Annotated in this window: 10 protein-coding genes; 8 read left to right on the top strand and 2 right to left on the bottom strand. The window is 47.6% G+C overall.

Features of this window, described 5'->3' with window-relative positions; genetic code table 11:
* The first annotated feature begins 177 nt into the window (after nt 1-177).
* From AC0YNZ_RS03720 to AC0YNZ_RS03685, 8 genes are all read left to right on the top strand, one after another.
* The gene (locus tag AC0YNZ_RS03720) at nt 178-1,218 is read left to right on the top strand and encodes an ROK family transcriptional regulator (RefSeq protein ID WP_475825316.1); all 1,041 of its coding nucleotides are present in this window, start codon (nt 178-180) and stop codon (nt 1,216-1,218) included.
* 221 nt (nt 1,219-1,439) lie between these two features.
* Nucleotides 1,440-2,684, top strand: coding sequence for an MFS transporter (locus AC0YNZ_RS03715; RefSeq protein WP_475825315.1), 1,245 nt, complete (start codon nt 1,440-1,442; stop codon nt 2,682-2,684).
* A gap of 181 nt (nt 2,685-2,865) precedes the next feature.
* Nucleotides 2,866-6,024: a heparinase II/III domain-containing protein gene (locus AC0YNZ_RS03710; RefSeq protein ID WP_475825314.1), complete on the top strand. Its 3,159-nt coding sequence runs from the start codon at nt 2,866-2,868 to the stop codon at nt 6,022-6,024.
* 451 nt (nt 6,025-6,475) lie between these two features.
* Complete coding sequence (locus AC0YNZ_RS03705; RefSeq protein ID WP_475825313.1) at nt 6,476-9,787, top strand: family 43 glycosylhydrolase; 3,312 nt, start codon at nt 6,476-6,478, stop codon at nt 9,785-9,787.
* 207 nt (nt 9,788-9,994) lie between these two features.
* A complete protein-coding gene (locus AC0YNZ_RS03700) occupies nt 9,995-11,104 on the top strand; it encodes an ABC transporter ATP-binding protein (RefSeq protein WP_475825312.1) in 1,110 nt (369 codons plus the stop codon).
* Complete coding sequence (locus tag AC0YNZ_RS03695) at nt 11,094-11,897, top strand: ABC transporter permease (protein ID WP_475825311.1); 804 nt, start codon at nt 11,094-11,096, stop codon at nt 11,895-11,897. The genes AC0YNZ_RS03700 and AC0YNZ_RS03695 overlap by 11 nt, the downstream gene beginning before the upstream one ends.
* On the top strand, nt 11,894-12,700 hold the full coding sequence (locus tag AC0YNZ_RS03690; RefSeq protein ID WP_475825310.1) for an ABC transporter permease: 807 nt from the start codon (nt 11,894-11,896) through the stop codon (nt 12,698-12,700). The genes AC0YNZ_RS03695 and AC0YNZ_RS03690 overlap by 4 nt, the downstream gene beginning before the upstream one ends.
* Complete coding sequence (locus AC0YNZ_RS03685; protein WP_475825309.1) at nt 12,697-13,770, top strand: ABC transporter substrate-binding protein; 1,074 nt, start codon at nt 12,697-12,699, stop codon at nt 13,768-13,770. Before AC0YNZ_RS03690 ends, AC0YNZ_RS03685 begins: the two co-directional genes overlap by 4 nt.
* A 148-nt stretch (nt 13,771-13,918) precedes the next feature.
* Here the strand turns inward: AC0YNZ_RS03685 and AC0YNZ_RS03680 are convergent, their stop codons facing one another.
* Together AC0YNZ_RS03680 and AC0YNZ_RS03675 are read right to left on the bottom strand one after the other, a co-directional pair.
* Nucleotides 13,919-15,508, bottom strand: coding sequence for a response regulator transcription factor (locus tag AC0YNZ_RS03680; RefSeq protein WP_475825308.1), 1,590 nt, complete (start codon nt 15,506-15,508; stop codon nt 13,919-13,921).
* Between the two features lie 11 nt (nt 15,509-15,519).
* On the bottom strand, nt 15,520-17,247 hold the full coding sequence (locus tag AC0YNZ_RS03675) for a sensor histidine kinase (protein WP_475825307.1): 1,728 nt from the start codon (nt 17,245-17,247) through the stop codon (nt 15,520-15,522).
* Nucleotides 17,248-17,549 lie beyond the last annotated feature (302 nt).

Below are 17,549 nucleotides of genomic sequence, written 5' to 3'. Positions count from 1 at the left end.
CTGTATGAGCGGATTCATCCCCTTACACTTCGCTGCATAGAGGCATACTCCTTGTTTTCATCATCATTATGTGCTCCCCAAATACAAACAAAGTATCTGAGCTTTCAAATAATTGTATTCCGCCTATAATTATGATAAACTCGCATAGTAATTAAAGATCTTTAATAAGTTAGGGGGGTGAATTCAGTCAAACTGCCGTTTGTTAATCCCAAAATGATGGGCGAAATGATTCGTCAACAAATTCGTAAGACTCTCTACAATCATCATGAGTCGACCAAGGTTGAAATAGCGCAAAAAACGGGAATCAGCTTTCCCACAATCAGCAAAGCAGTTGAAGAAATGAAGGAACAGGGAGAGATTTTACTTACAGGGTTAGGAGAATCCAGTGGCGGCAGGCGTCCGCAAAAATATAAATTAAATCCTTCCCATATGCTGGGGCTGGCCGTATATCTAGAGAAAGATCATTCGACCTATACACTCCTTAATTATATTGGTGAAGTAATCGTTCAGGAGCCGCAACCGGGAGTTTTACAGGATGGGCCCGAAGCATTGAACAAACAAATTGCGGCATGGTTAGAACGCTACCCTAATATACGCGCTCTTACATTCGGAGTCCCGGGTGCAGTTAATAATGGGCGTGTCTTTCACATTCCCGATTATGAAAAGTTTAAGGACTTTGATTTTAAAGCTTTTTATCAAGAACGTTATTCTATTCAGGTTCAAGTGGAAAATGATATGAATGCAACTGTGCTTGGATATCATGACAGCTTAGGCAATGATAAGAGTCTTTCTCTTGTATACCTATACTTAGGTATAAATGGACCAGGTGCCGGGATTATCGTTAACGGTGATCTTGTGAGAGGAAAAACCTTTTTTTCAGGTGAAGTTTCATTTATTCCCATTTATGATACGCGTAACTTTGATCAGGCTGTCAAAGATCGTTCTGTCAAACAGGAGACTTATCAGAACCATCCCAAGCTGATAGATGCCATGGGTCGTTTGGTCGCCGTTTTTGTTGCAACGCTTAATCCTCATAAGATCATTTTTTGCAGTACGGATATGACCGAGCATGATCTTAGCAATATCATGACCCAAAGTGCTCTCTATGTTCCGAAAGATAATTTGCCGACGCTTATCGTCAGGGACTGGGAGGCAGATTATAGCAATGGATTACATCAACTTACGATAAGGAATATGTTAGGCATCGGGATCAATTGAAAGTGAAACGAGATGAATAGATTCGTAAAGCGCTTTTAGGGGAAATTGCAGGATCAGCTGTGGCAATGGCCAACATTGCGATAGGCTCAGCGAATGAGTGGCTTCCGTTAATTATGGCGGATGGCTGCAATGCTGATCCTATGATTGTATACCGACTTTAAATGTAAGTTCGCATACTAATTAAAGATCTTTAATAAGTGAACGGTGAAGAGGAGATTCGAATGGAAAAGTCATTAAATGTCCGGCAAATTAAACTATGGCGTATCGCCATCTATGTCATTTTTGCTCTACCCGGTTTTGCCCTTGCATCATGGGTATCGCGTACACCTGCGATCCGGGATACATTGGGGGCTACTACGGCTCAGATGGGGTGGATTATTTTCGGATTTGCTGCAGGTTCCATTATTGGGCTGCTTTGCGCCAGTCATCTCATTGCACGCAGAGGCGGGCGCTATGTCATGGCAGCTGGTGTAATAGTCAGCACGATGGGACTTATCAATGTGGGTATAGGCGGTTCATGGCTTCAACATAGCATCGTTGTTTTCCTGGGGCTGGCTGTTTTAGGTTTTGGAAGTGCGATATGCGACGTAGCCATGAATGTAGAAGGGACGGCTGTCGAGCATGCCGTCAAAAAAACGCTGCTGACGGGTTTTCACGCCTCATTTAGCATGGGGGCTCTTCTAGGGGCGATGACAGGATCAGCTGTGGCAAAGGCAGACATTCCAGTTATTGTTCACTTGGCGCTAGTGGCGATTATTGTGATTTTGTCCGGGATCTTTGTGTACAGATTTGTACCCGCAGGTACAGGCCAAGACAGTAAGGCCGATGCAGCTGCGCCGCCAATGACTGCTTTGGAGCGCATGGCCGTTTGGAAAGAGCCGAGGACGATCTTCATCGGAATCATCGTGATGGGAATGGCTTTTGCGGAAGGCTCTGCCAATGATTGGCTGCCGTTAATTATGGTGGATGGCTACAATGTCACACCGGCCACGGGATCTTTTGCTTATGGTCTGTTTGTAGCCGCGATGACCATAGGCCGCATAGTTGGCGGTGTACTGCTCGACAGGTTCGGGAGAGTAACCGTTTTGCGGGCCTCTGCTTTATTAGCCGTCATTGGATTGCTCATTGTCATGCTGGGGTCAAATTATACATTTGCTGTCATAGGGGTTGTGTTTTGGGGACTCGGGGCTGCATTTGGATTTCCAGTGGGTTTGTCTGCCGCTGGAGACGATCCGCGTGGAGTGGCTGCAAGGGTAGGAGCTGTCTCTACGGCTGGTTATATCGCTTTTCTTGTCGGTCCGCCGATCTTGGGTATGATCGGCGAGTCCGTAGGACTGCTTAGCGCTTTAATTGTCGTGCTCATCGGCGTAACTATTGCAGGGTTGTTGTCTCAAGCTGCAAAACCTATTGGAGCAAGAGAGCGGGATCTGAAGATAAAATCTTCTGCGTCGCGAAACTCGACCTAGGCGCTGTACAATTATGCGGTCCAAGCAATACGGAGAACACCCGAAGTGGGATCTCAGGGAAGCGTTTCTGCCTATATCCTTAAAAAACCGTACATTATGCTGAAATAAGTACATATCCCTGCTTGCAGCTGCATGCTAACCTTATTTGGAGTACAAGTAAAAGGGATGTGTGGTCAAAACGATGACACAAGTAAAACCAAGCGAACATTTAATAGAGCTGGTAAAAAGGGCAAAGTTTCTGCTATCAGCCCAGAGCGATTATTATACGGACGGGGCAAAGCTGGCTCTGACCGATATGGTTGAGGCTGCCGAAGCGGCACTGGAAGGCAGTGAGCATATTCCATTCGTCAGAAACCGCGAATTTATGGCGCCGGAAACCGATGGCGCGATCCGATTTGCAACGCGGCGCTTCACGATGGTCCCGTCCTATAACGAAGGGCGCGTGTACCATGAATACGGCTTGGAGCCTGCGCTGTCGTGGTTCGAGCAGCAGGACATACGCTGTGGAGGCGAACGGGAGCTTCCCGTCAAAGCCGATTTTGTCATCGCCAAAGCCGAAGCTCTGCTTGCTGGAGCTGAAATCGGACGTGAGATCGGGAGCTATGATGCCGATGCTCGAGACGAGCTCGTCCGGTCCGTCGAATGCGTGAAGGCGGCTCGGGCTGCTGCTGCAGGGGATGATCGCAGTGACTTGTTGGCCCGCGCAATCGTAAAGTGCTTTAACCGGATAAGAGACTTCCGCTATTCCAAAGTGCTGCGGACGGATAACGATTACTCCTCAATGCTCTATTTGACGAAAGACGAGCTGCAAGAGGTGAAGGAAAACGCGGAGAAGGACGAATTGATAAGGGCGCAGCGGGAACAAATTAAGCGGATCGCGGACAGCTGCGGTTTGGCTTATATTGAGCAGGCTGCGGCTTTATTCATGAACGAAGAGACGGATTACGGCGAAATCAACAAGCAATTCTACGTCTGGAGTTCGACGGATAAAATCGTCAACTTCGCCGCCCCGGAGAAAGCGGTTAAGGCGGAGCTTTCTTTTATTCTTCCTTCTGAAGAAAACGAACTGGACGGGCTCGGCCATGTGTGGATTGACAATTTGGACATTCTATCCGCTAGCGGGGGCAGCCTGGACGTTCGCAATGGCGGCTTTGATGAAGGAGAGGGCACGCCGTTTCATTGGAAACCGGAATCGCGAAAGGGCAGTCCGGTACTGAAATGGGAGGATGCCTATCCTTTCAGCGGAGGCGGCGACAGGTCCGGCGCGAATACGGTGAATCCCTCCTCGCAGATGTCCTTTTCCTACAAGGAGGGGGTGCTGAACCGGTCGATTTATTTATGCAATCCGACGCGTGAGGATGAAGGTGCGTGGACGTATGACGAAGAGTTTGCCGTTGACGGTGGAAGCGGATATACGCTCACGTTTGCCGCAAAAATAGACGGTAAGCTGAAGAAGGGCGTAAAGACTGTCATCGTCTTCAAGGACGAGGAGGGTCAAGTCGTCGGCCAGTTCGAGTATCTGTTCAACCGGAAATCATCGCTCGCCAACTCCTGTTTTCAACTGACGATGCAGTGCGATGCGATCCAATATGCCTTTACGGAAGACCGAACTTATGCCTTGAAAGCAAAACATGAAATATTATATACGATGAACGATTTTTGCCAGGGTGCCGAGCATTGGCTCGTGACCAATACGCGGCCCCAGGGCAGCGACTCTTACGGAGCCGTGCAGGGCGGCCGCTTGCTGTGCAGCGCGGCCGTGACGTATTCCTTAATCAAGGAAGCGGGCGTGTTCACTGTAGAGGAGAAGCATCGCTTGTATGCCATGGTTGAATATTTGCTGCGCTACATGCTTGATCTTAGGGACCGGACGGAGCTTTCGCCTCAGTCGGCCCAGCACGGAAGCGGCAACTGGCAGACCGATATGTGCGCAGGGACGGCCTATATGATGCTTGTACTCGACGATTTTCCGAATCGGAAAGCATGGCTGTACAACGCGCATATGGTTCTGCATTCCCAATTGAGTCTGACCGTCAATCCCGATAATTCCTGGCCGGAATCTATCCGCTACCATCATGCGGCGCTGGAGAGGTTTGCCGGTTACGCCAAAGTGGTTGCGCACGTCATGGGAGAAAACTGGTTCGAGACTACGCCGCTGGCCGGCATGTTCGGATTCAGCCTGCGGACGCAAACGCCGTCGTACCGTTATTTCGGCGGGTGCATCGCAACACCGCCGTTCGGCGATCACTCATTAAGCGGAGGCTCGGAATTCGGCAGCTTCGGCACGTATTTGGGCGATATCGAACGAATCGACAAGCCGCTCGCGGACAGGATGTACCATACTTGGCGTTTGGCAGGCAAGCCGTTCAAGCATCTTTGGGGCGAAGGAATCGTCCTGGATAATATGCTAGGCAAAGGCGATTCGTATATACCGGAGAGCCCGCTTGTAATGGGTTCCGCGAACGATTTGACCCATGCTGGCATTTATATATTCCGCAATAACTTCGGCAGCATGGAACAGAGTTATTTCGCTATTATGTCCAGTCCTCAACCGATTGGCCACGGCCATCTCGATCAAGGCTCGTTTATCATCTACAAGGACTCCATTCCGATCGTTATGGATTCTGGAATCGAAGGCTATTTCGACAGCAGCACGAGCTGGCATATCAGTTCGTATTCGCATGCGTGCATGCAGTTTTCGACGAAGCGGACGCATATCGAGAAGAGCGGGCTCGGAGAGATTAATTTAAGTGCGGGCACCTACAGCCTGGAGCGCGGCTGGGTCGACGTCCCTCGAACCAGCAAGGTTATCGAATGCAGCATTGGCGGCGACGTGGAGACGATTACGATCGAGATCCTGAACCCGGAAGGAAGCGGCAGACATATCCGTCACGTGCGGTATTTTAAATGGGTGGATTTGTATCTCATTCGCGACACCGTGGACGATTTTGACGGTGAGGTGTTGTTCAACTTGCCCGTCGCTGCTAAACAATCCGACGTCGTTGACGGCAGCCGGGTGTACTCGGAAGGCGTATATAATGTGGATTTGGAAACGGTGTTTATTAGTCCAATCAACGGGATCCAGCTGGAAAAAGGCCGCTCGACGCCATTCTTCGAGAGCGGGCATAAGCAGGTAAGCATGATGGATTATATTAGGGCTACTGCGGATGCAAAGGACGGATTTACAGTGCTGCTCTATCCGAAACGGCCATCGGGCCGCCGGCTTCAGGTTACGATAAAAGATAAGCGTACGGCGATCATTTCCTTAGAAAATGAGACGCTGGAAATCGAGTTATTTGAGAAAAGCATTGGCGGATATAGAGGTAGAGATACTGATTGACCGGAGATGCCAATCCGCGGTATCAATCAGTTAAGGTCCATTACAGCGGCAGTCTAGAACATGAGTTATGTGTTCAGGAAGCCGCTGTTTTATTTTCGGCCCATATTGGAATCCCCCCTTCAGAATAAGTTATCGTACCCCTCAAACGAACGTACAGTGAGGAAAAAGAGGCCGTCGGCTGGGTTATATTCGTAGACTAATGATCAGGATAGGGTACTTTTTTATGCACTGGATGTATGAACAAATTGAACTTATATGAACATTTCAACTCCAAATCAGCCGTTATACTGCGGAAAGACGGCAGTTCATTCCAGTCCATATTGTTCAGTTGATGATACGATGTAACTCCGTTATCATTCGGAGTGACCTTCTAGTCAGCCAGGGTTGGAAACGCATACATTCGAACGGTCAAAGATGTATATTAATTAAACTTTCTTGAGGAGGAGTACTATTGTTATTTCCACTTTCGAAGAAATGGGTATCTGCAGCACTTGGTTGTATGCTGGCATTGTCAGCACCGTTATCCATCCCTTTAGCCCATGCTTCTGAGGCAGCGGTGAATGCGATTAACCCCAATCTGCCGTTCACGAATGAAGAGCTCAAAAATAATGACTACATTCTTTACTTCGTGAATGCAGGCGACCCGACACCGGCAACGGTAGAAGGCACTGATAAGTTTGGTCTGCTGTCGTCTGTAACAGAACAGGCGTACGGTGCTGATCCAGTGTCCGGCAAGTATTGGGGCTTAAATAATCCGGCCACAAGCAAGACTTCTGTAAGCGATTCGAGCAGTAAGTCCGGTTCTCTACGGTATTACAGCGGTACTCAAGTAAGAGATAAAGCTTTGAAGTATAGCTTCGAGCTGCCTGAAGGCGACTATGATGTAACTTTCGGTTACAAGAATCCTTGGAGCGGCAGAAACGTAAACATGATTGCTGAAGGTACTAATCTCTCCGGTGATTATGCGATCGGAGCGTACAATGCAGAGACTGAAGTTACTTACAATAAAATCCATGTCTCCGATAGACAGTTAAACGTGGCCATTCAAGGGCCGGCAACTGCATCCTTGTCAAGCTACAATGATCCTTTGATTAACTACTTGATTATCCGCCAGAACGTGACGATTCCATTGTCCGATCTGGAAGACAAGATCGCAGAGGCGCTTGTTTATTCGGCAAATACAACCTACACGAAGTACAGCGTTGATTCTTTAAATACTGTTATTGATGCTGTCAAGAAAGTCGCACAGACGCTTTCTGCAAGCGGAACAGACATTTCCACCGAGAGTAATCAAAAGCAAATTCGCAGCAGTATTACGAGTTTAAATGAGGCAATAGCGTCTCTTATTGTGTACAAAGTAAATTCGTCTTTCAACCCGGGCGATGTATGGACGGATACGAATGGTGCGCCTATCCAAGCTCATGGCGGGGGTATCATGTACGACGAAAAAACTTCGAAGTACTACTGGTACGGAGAGGATAAAACAGACGGCTACCTTCCTGCCCGCGGGGTGCATGTCTATTCTTCCACAGATCTTTATAACTGGACGGATGAGGGGTTAGCTCTTAGGGCAATTGCTTCACTGGAGTCCTTCGAGACAGACCCGCAGTTCTCTCAGCTTTATGCCGGACGAGACGACAAGGCAGACATTCTGAATGATATCGGTACGAATCGTATTATTGAGCGTCCGAAAGTGATCTACAACGATGCAACCGGCAAGTACGTGATGTGGATGCACACAGACGGACCTACTGCAACATCGACGGCTAATTACGCAAAAGCTGAGGCTGGTTATGCGCTTAGCGACTCTCCGACGGGACCGTTTGTTTATGGAGAGAGCTTCCGTATGGACCGTGCTCCTAAAGATGCAACCTATAACGGGCAGCCGAATCAGCCGGGGATGGCACGGGACATGACGTTATTCAAGGATGATGACGGTACAGCTTACCTCATTTATTCAAGCGAAGAAAACCTGACCATGTACATTTCCAAGTTAAACGACACTTACACAGACGTTGTTGGTTGGCACAAAGATGGTAATGTTGAGCGCGACACGGAGTATAAAGCCGTGTATGGAGAGGATTACGTTCGCGTTTTCCCTGGTGCTCAACGTGAAGCGCCTCAAGTATTTAAGTACGAAGGCAAGTATTACATGGTATCATCGGGAGCAACAGGCTGGGACCCGAATGCTGCAAAGTATACGGTAGCTGACGATATTTTTGGAGAATGGAAAGCATTGCGTTACTTTGCGCCTAGCAGTTCTACGACATTCAGTTCTCAAGGAACAGCGATCATCCCTGTCGATGCAGAGGAAGGAAAATTCATCTACATGGGTGACAGATGGAAGTCAGCTGATTTGGCGGATTCCCGCTACATTTGGCTGCCGATTGAATTTGGAAACGATGATGAAATTGTACTGAACTGGTACGATGAGTGGGAATTATCCGAATTAGACCGCATGGGTAAAATTACTGTAAATACAGAATTGCCTAATCAGACTATTTTGGGTGAGCAGCCTCAATTTCCTTCCACTGTTAACGTTACAAAGTCAAATGGAGAGGTAATTAATTCCCCTGTAAATTGGAATATAACAGCTGCTACTTTTGCTAATCCGGGAGTAGTTCAAGTAACAGGCACACTTTCTGGCTTGGCGGATAAAGTCATCAACACGACGGTCTACGTTGTGCCGGATACCTACTCTTACTTTGTACATGCCGGCGGAGCAGCAACAAGTGATTATCAGGCGATGACATCCTATATGCAGGATGTGTTGTTGAATCCGGATACTATCGATCAAGCATACGATCCGGCAAAGGGACAAACATGGGGGTACGTAGGTACGGGTACAAATTCTTCCGGATCGGCAGGCGATGATCTGTATTCTGCACTCCGTTATCTGAAAAGCAACAGCGGCGATGATTTAACTTACCAGTTCGATCTGGAAAATGGTGTTTACAATGTTTATACCGGACTTTATGATCCTTGGTATCAGTACACGAATGGAAGCCGTAAAGCGAATATTGTGATCAACGGCGAAACGAAAACCAGCAATTATGTATTTACGACTGCAAAAGACACGCTTGGTTATACGAACGTTAAAGTTACAGACGGCAAATTGACGGTTACTGTGCATCGAGTAACAGGAGCGCCAGAACCGCAAATCAGCTGGATTATGGTTTCAAATGCTGAGAAAACGGCGGGTCAGGCAGCAAACACGGTAACAAATGTTGACGCACCTGCCCAAGATGCAACAGCTTTGACTTTGCCGGCTGTTGAAGATGGTTTTGAAATCGCCATAAAGAGCTCTGACAGCGAGGTTATTGCTGCTGATGGAACAATTGCTCCGCCTAAAGCCGATACAACGGTAACATTGGTATTTACTGTGACGAGAACATCCGATGGTTCCGTGGCGGATACCCGCGAGATTCAAGTGGTTGTGCCTGCAAGAACGGTAACAGCAGCAGATGTAGCTGAGACAATCACAAGCATTGCAAAACCTGAGAGAAAAGCTGTGCAGTTGACCTTACCAGCTGTTCCTGAAGGCTTCACAATTGCGATTAAAAGTTCCGACAGCGCAGTTGTTACCACGGATGGGGTAATTGATCCTCCTAAGCTCGATACCGTTGTTCATTTCGTTTTAGAGGTTACCCGTTTGTCGGATGGAACAACATCCACTGTGTCTATTGCGGTTACGATCCCGTCTAAAAATAACGGCAACCACAACGGGATTGTTAAGGGTAACAGCAATGAGAATAGTATCTAAGTTGTAAGTTTCAGGAAACGAACGAAGCAGAAACCTGATTATAAGATACTCGACAAAGCCCCGATTTCGGGGCTTTGTTTGTTTTTAATAGACCCATATTTTTCTTTTCTTACATGCCGTAAAAATCTCTTTTAGAGGAAGCTCGCTATCGTATATGATAGATTTATTGACATATGCCGAAATGTAAAAGGAGGGGGACATCGCCAAATGCCAAATGAAACGGTCATCCGCTTCACGAACGTCACCAAGCGATACGATACCGATACGCCCGTGCTGGACAATGTCAGCTTTGACATTGAGAGGGGGAAGTTTTACACGCTGCTCGGGCCTTCGGGCTGCGGGAAAACGACGATTCTCCGCCTAATCGCAGGATTTATTGAGCCATCCGAAGGAAGCATTCATTTTAACGGCCGGGTTATAAACGACGTGCCGGCAAACAAGCGTCAGGTGAATACGGTGTTTCAGGATTACGCCTTATTCCCGCACCTGAACGTGTTCGAAAATGTCGCCTTCGGCCTTCGCGTCAAAAAGCTGCCGAAAGCCGAAATTCATTCGAAAGTGAATGAAGCGCTGCGATTTGTCAATCTCGCCGGCTACGAAACGCGTGAGGTTGCCGAGATGTCGGGCGGTCAGCGCCAGCGAGTGGCAATTGCCCGGGCAATTGTCAATGAGCCGGAGATCGTCCTTCTCGATGAGCCGCTCTCTGCCCTCGATCTGAAGCTCCGAACGGAAATGCAGTATGAGCTGCGCGAGCTGCAGCGGCGGCTCGGCATTACTTTTATTTTTGTTACACATGATCAGGAGGAGGCGCTTGCGATGTCGGACGAAATTTTCGTCCTCCACGAGGGCCGCATCCAGCAAACCGGGACACCGACGGATATTTACGACGAACCGATAAACCGCTTCGTCGCCGATTTTATCGGCGAGTCGAATATTGTCCCGGGCCGAATGCTCCGCGATTTCACTGTAGCGTTTGCCGGCCATACTTTTGAATGTGTCGATAAAGGGCTGCAGCCGAACGAACCGGTCGATATTGTCATTCGTCCGGAAGACCTCGAAATTACGGGGCCCGCGCATGGCAAACTCCAAATCCGAGTCGACTCGCAGCTGTTCCGCGGCGTGCATTATGAAATTCACGGCAGCGACAACGCTGGGAACAAGTGGCTCGTACACTCGACGAAAAAGGCGGTTGTCGGCGAAGAGGTTGGACTTCGTTTCGATCCCGAGGCGATACACGTTATGCGCTTTGACGAAACGGAAGAGGAATACGACATGCGGTTGGAGTCGTATAACGGCGGTGATGCTCATGGCAGCTAAGACCCGCAATCTGTATCTGATTCCGTATGCAGCCTGGATTGCGCTGTTCGTTATCGCGCCGATCGTGCTGATCGTCTACTATTCATTCTTCGATGTGGACAGGACGTTTACGCTGAGCAATTATGCGACCTTTTTCACGCCGGTATATATGCGCATGACGATTAGCTCGTTCTGGTACGCGTTCCTCATCACACTGTTTTCGCTGCTTATCGCTTACCCGACGGCGCTGCTTCTGACACGGACGAAGCATAAGCAGCTGTGGCTGCTGCTTATCATCCTACCGAGCTGGATCAACCTGCTGCTGAAAACTTACGCCTTCCTCGGCCTGTTCGGTACATATGGCTTCGTGAACGCGTTGTTGGAGACAGCTGGTATCGGCACGCAGCAAATTTTGTTTACCGATTTTAGCTTTATATTCGTATCGGTTTATATTTTCATTCCATTCATGATCCTGCCGATTTACAATGCGCTTGAGAAATTGAATCCGACGCTTGTATTTGCGGCGCGCGACCTGGGCGCATCGCCCTGGACAACGTTTCGCCGCGTCGTCTTCCCGCTTACGCTGGACGGTGTAAAAGCGGGATGCCAAGCCGTATTTATTCCCGCGCTGTCGCTGTTTATGATTACAAGGCTTATTGCCGGCAACCAGGTCATCACGCTCGGCACGGCCATTGAGCAGCATTTTCTCGTCACGCAGGACTGGGGCATGGGGGCGACGATCGCCGTCTTCCTGATCATTGCGATGGCGATCATCATGATAGCGACCGGAAATAGGAGGCGAGAACGGTTATGAACAAACGGTACCGATGGTCCAACCTTTATCTGGTCGCGGTATTCGTCATTTTGTACGCGCCAATCATATACCTGATGGGTTACTCCTTCAACAGCGGCGGCACGATGCATGGGTTTGAGGGCTTCACGCTCGAGTGGTACCAGGAAGTGTTCCAGGACACGCGGCTGCTTATTATCGTGCTGAACACTTTTGTCATCGCGCTGTTGTCGTCTGCACTCTCGACGATGCTTGGCGTCGCAGGGGCGCTTGCCATCCACCGCGTCCGCCGGAGACAGCCGCGCAGTACTCTGCTGACGCTGAACAACGTTCTGATCGTCAGCCCGGATGTGATCATTGGCGCGTCATACCTCATTTTGTTCACGATGATCGGCATTCAGCTCGGCTTTGCGTCGGTGCTGCTGTCGCACATCGCATTCAGCGTTCCAATCGTCGTCCTTATGGTGCTGCCGAAGCTGCAGGAGATGAGCCCGTCGCTAATTGACGCCGCGCGGGATCTTGGGGCAGGCGAATGGGTGGTGCTGACGAAGGTGGTGCTGCCGTACATCAAACCCGGTATTTTCGCCGGCTTCTTCATGGCGCTGACCTACTCGCTTGACGATTTCGCCGTCACCTTCTTCGTGACGGGGAACGGCTTCTCGACGCTGTCCGTGGAAATTTATTCGCGGGCCAGGCAGGGTGTCTCGCTGTCGATAAACGCGCTGTCGACGCTGCTTTTCCTGTTCACGGCACTGCTCATCATCGGCTACTACTTCGTAAACCGTCTGGACAGCCGGCCAGCCAAAGGCAGGAGGGTGGCACGATGAAGCAGCTTATCCGGCTGTTCGCCGCCGTGTTTGCCGCTGCCCTGGCGCTGATGGTTTTGACGAATTATTTGAATGCGTCTCAAGGGTATACGGGCGGCAATACACTGACGATCTACAATTGGGGCGACTATATCGATCCCGAGCTGGTCACGGCATTCGAGGAGGAGACGGGGATCAAGGTCATTTACCAGACATTCGATTCCAACGAAGCGATGATGACGAAGATCGAGCAGGGAGGCACGACATTTGACATCAGCGTCCCTTCGGAATATGCGATTAGTAAAATGAAAGAAGAAGGGCTGCTGCTCCCGATCGACCACAGCAAGCTGCCGAATTTGAAGCATATCGATCCGAGATTTATGAATCTCTCGTTCGATCCAGGCAACGCATATTCTATTCCGTATTTCTGGGGAACGGTCGGCATCGTCTATAATTCCGAGCTGCTCGGCGGCAGGACGATCACGAGCTGGAATGATCTTTGGGACCCTTCGCTGCGCAATCAAATATTGCTGCTGGACGGAGCCCGGGAAGTGGTCGGAATGGGGCTGAACAGTTTGGGATACTCGCTTAATGATACGAATGAGGAGCATCTCCAGGAGGCGAAACGGAAGCTCGAAGAGCTGTCGCCGAACGTAAAGGCGATCGTGGGCGACGAGATCAAAATGCTGCTCGCGAACGAGGAAGCGGCGGTAGGACTCGTTTGGTCAGGCGATGCGTCAGAAATTATGGGCGAGAACGGAAAGCTCGATTACGTCGTGCCGAAGGAAGGTTCGAACTTGTGGTTCGACAATATGGTCATACCGAAGTCAGCGCGGAACATCGAAGGCGCTTATAAGTTCATGAACTTCATGCTCGATCCTGAGCATGCGGCTCAGAACGCCGAATACGTCGGCTACTCGACTCCGAATAAGGAGGCGCTCGCACTGCTGTCTGAAGACGTATCCGGCGACGAACGCTTCTACCCGAATCCGGAGTTAACGGAGAAGCTGGAGGTGTATGACAACCTCGGCAAGCGGATGCTGGTACATTACAACGAGCTGTTCCTCGAGTTCAAAATGCATAGGAAGTAACAATCGGCAACATGGCAGCAGGATGCCCGCTTGGACGCGAATGAGACGCGCCCGGCGGGCATTTTGATATTGATCGTCGTCGAATATGACCGAATAGAACTGGAAGTTTATCGTTGTGTTCGGGCGAGCCATGCCCTCATTAGGCAAACTACCGGTTTTTCCTATACTCATTAGGTGTACAATCCATTTCCTGTTTAAAGAGCTTAGTAAAGTAGGAGTAATTGGAATAGCCAACCTTGCCCGCAATGGTATTCACAGATAGTTGTGTTGTTTCTAGCAAATGCTTTGCAACCTTGATGCGGGCTTGAATGATATAGCTCCCTAATGAAATGCCCGTTTCTTTTTTAAACAGGCGCGCCAAGTAATCAGGATTGAGATAGACGATTTCCGCCAGACTGGTTCTTGTCAGTTCATCGCCGCAATGCGTGCGGATATGATGCTTTATTTCTTCTACAACAGACTTTGGCTGTTCTGTGAATTTACGATATTCTGTTGCGGTGTTCACTAAATAGCTGAGATATTTCTCCATATCCTCGATAGAGTTCAGAGATTGCATAAATAATTGGTCGTTTGTTCTTCCCGTATACATTTTATGAGCTTGTATCTCCTTGCCTTTGAGATAGGAGTAAACAAGCTGAACCATATCCAAGCGAAACAGGCTTAGGACAGACGCATTCAATATCTGATTAAAAACAATGTTTTGCAAATATTTGTTCGTTTCTTCAAGAAAAGCGGAGGGGTTGTTCTGGTCCAGCAACTGCTCCAAAAGGGCCAAATTTGGCGGAGAGTAGGATGTTTCCGTCTGTTGATAATGTTCCAATAAAAAGGTCTGGTTACGGTACTTGATCATTTTCTCGTTCATGCTCAGCAGATCTTTAATGATCGGATGAATGTCTTCCAGTTTTCCGGAGACGGCAATATTGCTGCAGGTGTCGCATTTGAGATATCTATTCGCCTTTTGGATAAAGGAAGAGCTGATGTCTTCGATGATACAGGAATCAGGTGCGTCAATCCATTTGAGTACAGCTATCCAATTGAAGTCCTTGTATTCCAAAATGGCTTCCATGGAAAAGCGGGTATCCTGAAAACATTCAAAAAGCACATTTATAAGGGCAAAATCAAAAAGGTCTTTATCTTTTTTTCCCAAGCTTTCATCATAAGGAAAAATGTTGATAAGAACGGGCAAAAACTGATCTGTCATCACATAGGGAAGATTTTGCTCCGCAATCGAATGGGCGATGCTGACGGGATTGGAGTAGGAGGTTTTCCCGGTTATCAGTTCACGCCAGAAATGCTCTTGCACTTTTTTTTGATTTTTTTTCCAATAGTATCCTTCCTGTATGGCGGCTGCTTGATGCTGTTGTTCTTTTGCTTTATCAACCGCTTTTTGGATAATAAGCGTCAGCTTATCGAACGCGATCGGTTTCAAAAAATAATCAAAGCTTTGCAATTCTATCGCTTTTTGCGCGTAGTTGAAATCGGCGTAATTCGTCAGGAATATGGCTTGAACGTTGTATTGCTCCTCTCGGATCCATGCCAGAAGCTCGAGTCCGCTTCCCTGCGGCATTTCGATATCGCAAATGAGAATGTGGACATCGTGCTTTTTTAGTATTTCCTGTGCTTGAGCGATATTAAAAGCGGTATAAATATGTTCGATGGAGAGCGCTTTCCAATTCATTTTTTTCTCCAGTGCTGTCACAACAAAATAGTCGTCATCAACAAGCAGTACATTCATCATCTATTGCTCCTTTACACCGATGCCTGAGGAGGATGCGGAAGGTATATGGTGATACAAGCGCCGCCGTTTTCGGAATTGGAAAAATGAACTTTGGCTTTATGTTGGTATAGCAATTCCAGCCGCTCCAGCGTATTCATAATGCCGATATGGTTGCCCTTTGATTGATCCAGCGGTTGTCCACTTACTAGTTTTTCCAATATTTCCTGATCAAACCCGGGACCGGTATCGGTAATGCGGATTACGGCCTGCTCTTCATCTGCTTCCAGCAAACGCTCGACAACAAGATGAATGTGCACTTCGCTTTCTCTTGAAACCGCATATTTAACCGAATTTTCGATAAAAGTTTGGAGAACCAGCGGCGGAATCATCATATTGTCCATGCCGTCAGCCTGTTCAAAGCGATACGAAAAGGCATCCCGGTAGCGGTGCTTTTGAATTTCCAGGTAAATGCGGACATGATCGATTTCATCATTCAGCCTAACAAAGTCCTGCCCGTTCTGAAAAATATAGCGGAAATAATTTGAGGTCGATATCGCCATGCTTTGAATTTCCTCGAACATTTGCATCTGGGCCATACTATAAATGTTCGTAAGGCAATTTAGGAAAAAGTGCGGCTTAATTTGTAATTTCATATAGTCAAGCTGGATTCTCTGTTTTTCCAATTCGCGTTCATAAATGTCAATTTTAAAAATTTTAATTTGTTCCAGCAGGTTTTTAAACAGTTTATTCGCATGCTCCAATTCAACTATTTTGTTCATTTTGCTATCGAATGGCTTGCTGTCCGCATTAAATTGCTTCAAGTTAAACGAAAAGTTTTTAATAGGCCTTAATATGAGAATATTGAAATAGAGCATGACGCCGCATAATGAACAAGCGACGATGACGGCTAAGAGCATAATCAGCAATTGGGCAATCATAATTTTTTCAAACGTCCCGAATTTGATGAGCAGTTTAACGCCGAATGTCGCATTTGAAAATTTTCCGCTGACGATCGTACTTTTCTTTGCGAGCTTTAGAAGAGATGAGTTTGCTGTGTTCTTATGGACGGTCGTTTCTTCGTCTGATTTCGGATAAAGAAGTTCATGCCCGTTCTGATTGACCAAGGATACAAGTCCATTCTCTCCGAGATTAAGCTGCTGCAGGGGACGGATTAAGTCATCGGCGGATATGAGGCAAATCAGGTAACTATCATAATAAGGTACGATATTAATGGTGTAATACTTATCTTTGATAACAATTAGCGTCCAATTCGAATAAAATTTTTTAAACAGATTTTTATCCTGCGCATAGGAAAAAATCTGTTTTTTTAATTCCACATAATTTGAATAATTTAAGGTAGCAGGTGCGGCATTCATAAAATATTGCTGATTTTTTAAATAGACGAAAAAGTTATATTCTTGTCCGTAATTTCTTTGGAGCTCGGAGAAGCGTTTGTACAGATCATGATTTGCTTTTAAAAACTCGCTGTCGACGGGACGGAAACGGTTCATCGTCTTTATGCTCGCATCGTTTGCGAGCGTCCATCCCATATAGTGTTTAATGTAGGCAAAATCATGATCGATTTGGTTCATATACATATTAGCCGTATCCTGCAAATAGCGGGTAGATTGCTGCTTGACGATAGATATTGCGGCAAAGCTGATCATGCAGTCCAGGATGAGTACGGAAACGAGTATCGCAAACATGATTTTAACGTAGTGCCGGATGGAATACGATTTGCCTATTATGCGATTTGCCATATGGTTCATTCAAAATCCTTTCTTGTCATTTCTGTTAATGGAACAGATTTGTAATGGATAGTAAAGCCTATTATAAGACTAACGCCTAACATTAAAATATACCGTTGTGCCGCTTTCCGCTCTAAAGTCCGAAAACAACTATAGAAAGTCCGGATAGTGTTATTGCTGCTCAGTTGTTCTCATATTATTTCTCGCTGTATGCAAAATCATGAAACAGATAGGTCTGAATAACGGTTTGTAACGTCCGCATTTGCAAAAAAGGACGAACTATAATGAAGAGGCAAGAGAGAGTGGACACAATA

Source organism: Paenibacillus sp. J2L1-98 (assembly GCF_056269405.1).
Note: the sequence above shows the minus strand (reverse complement) of the source record. Positions and strands in the feature narration are given on the sequence as shown.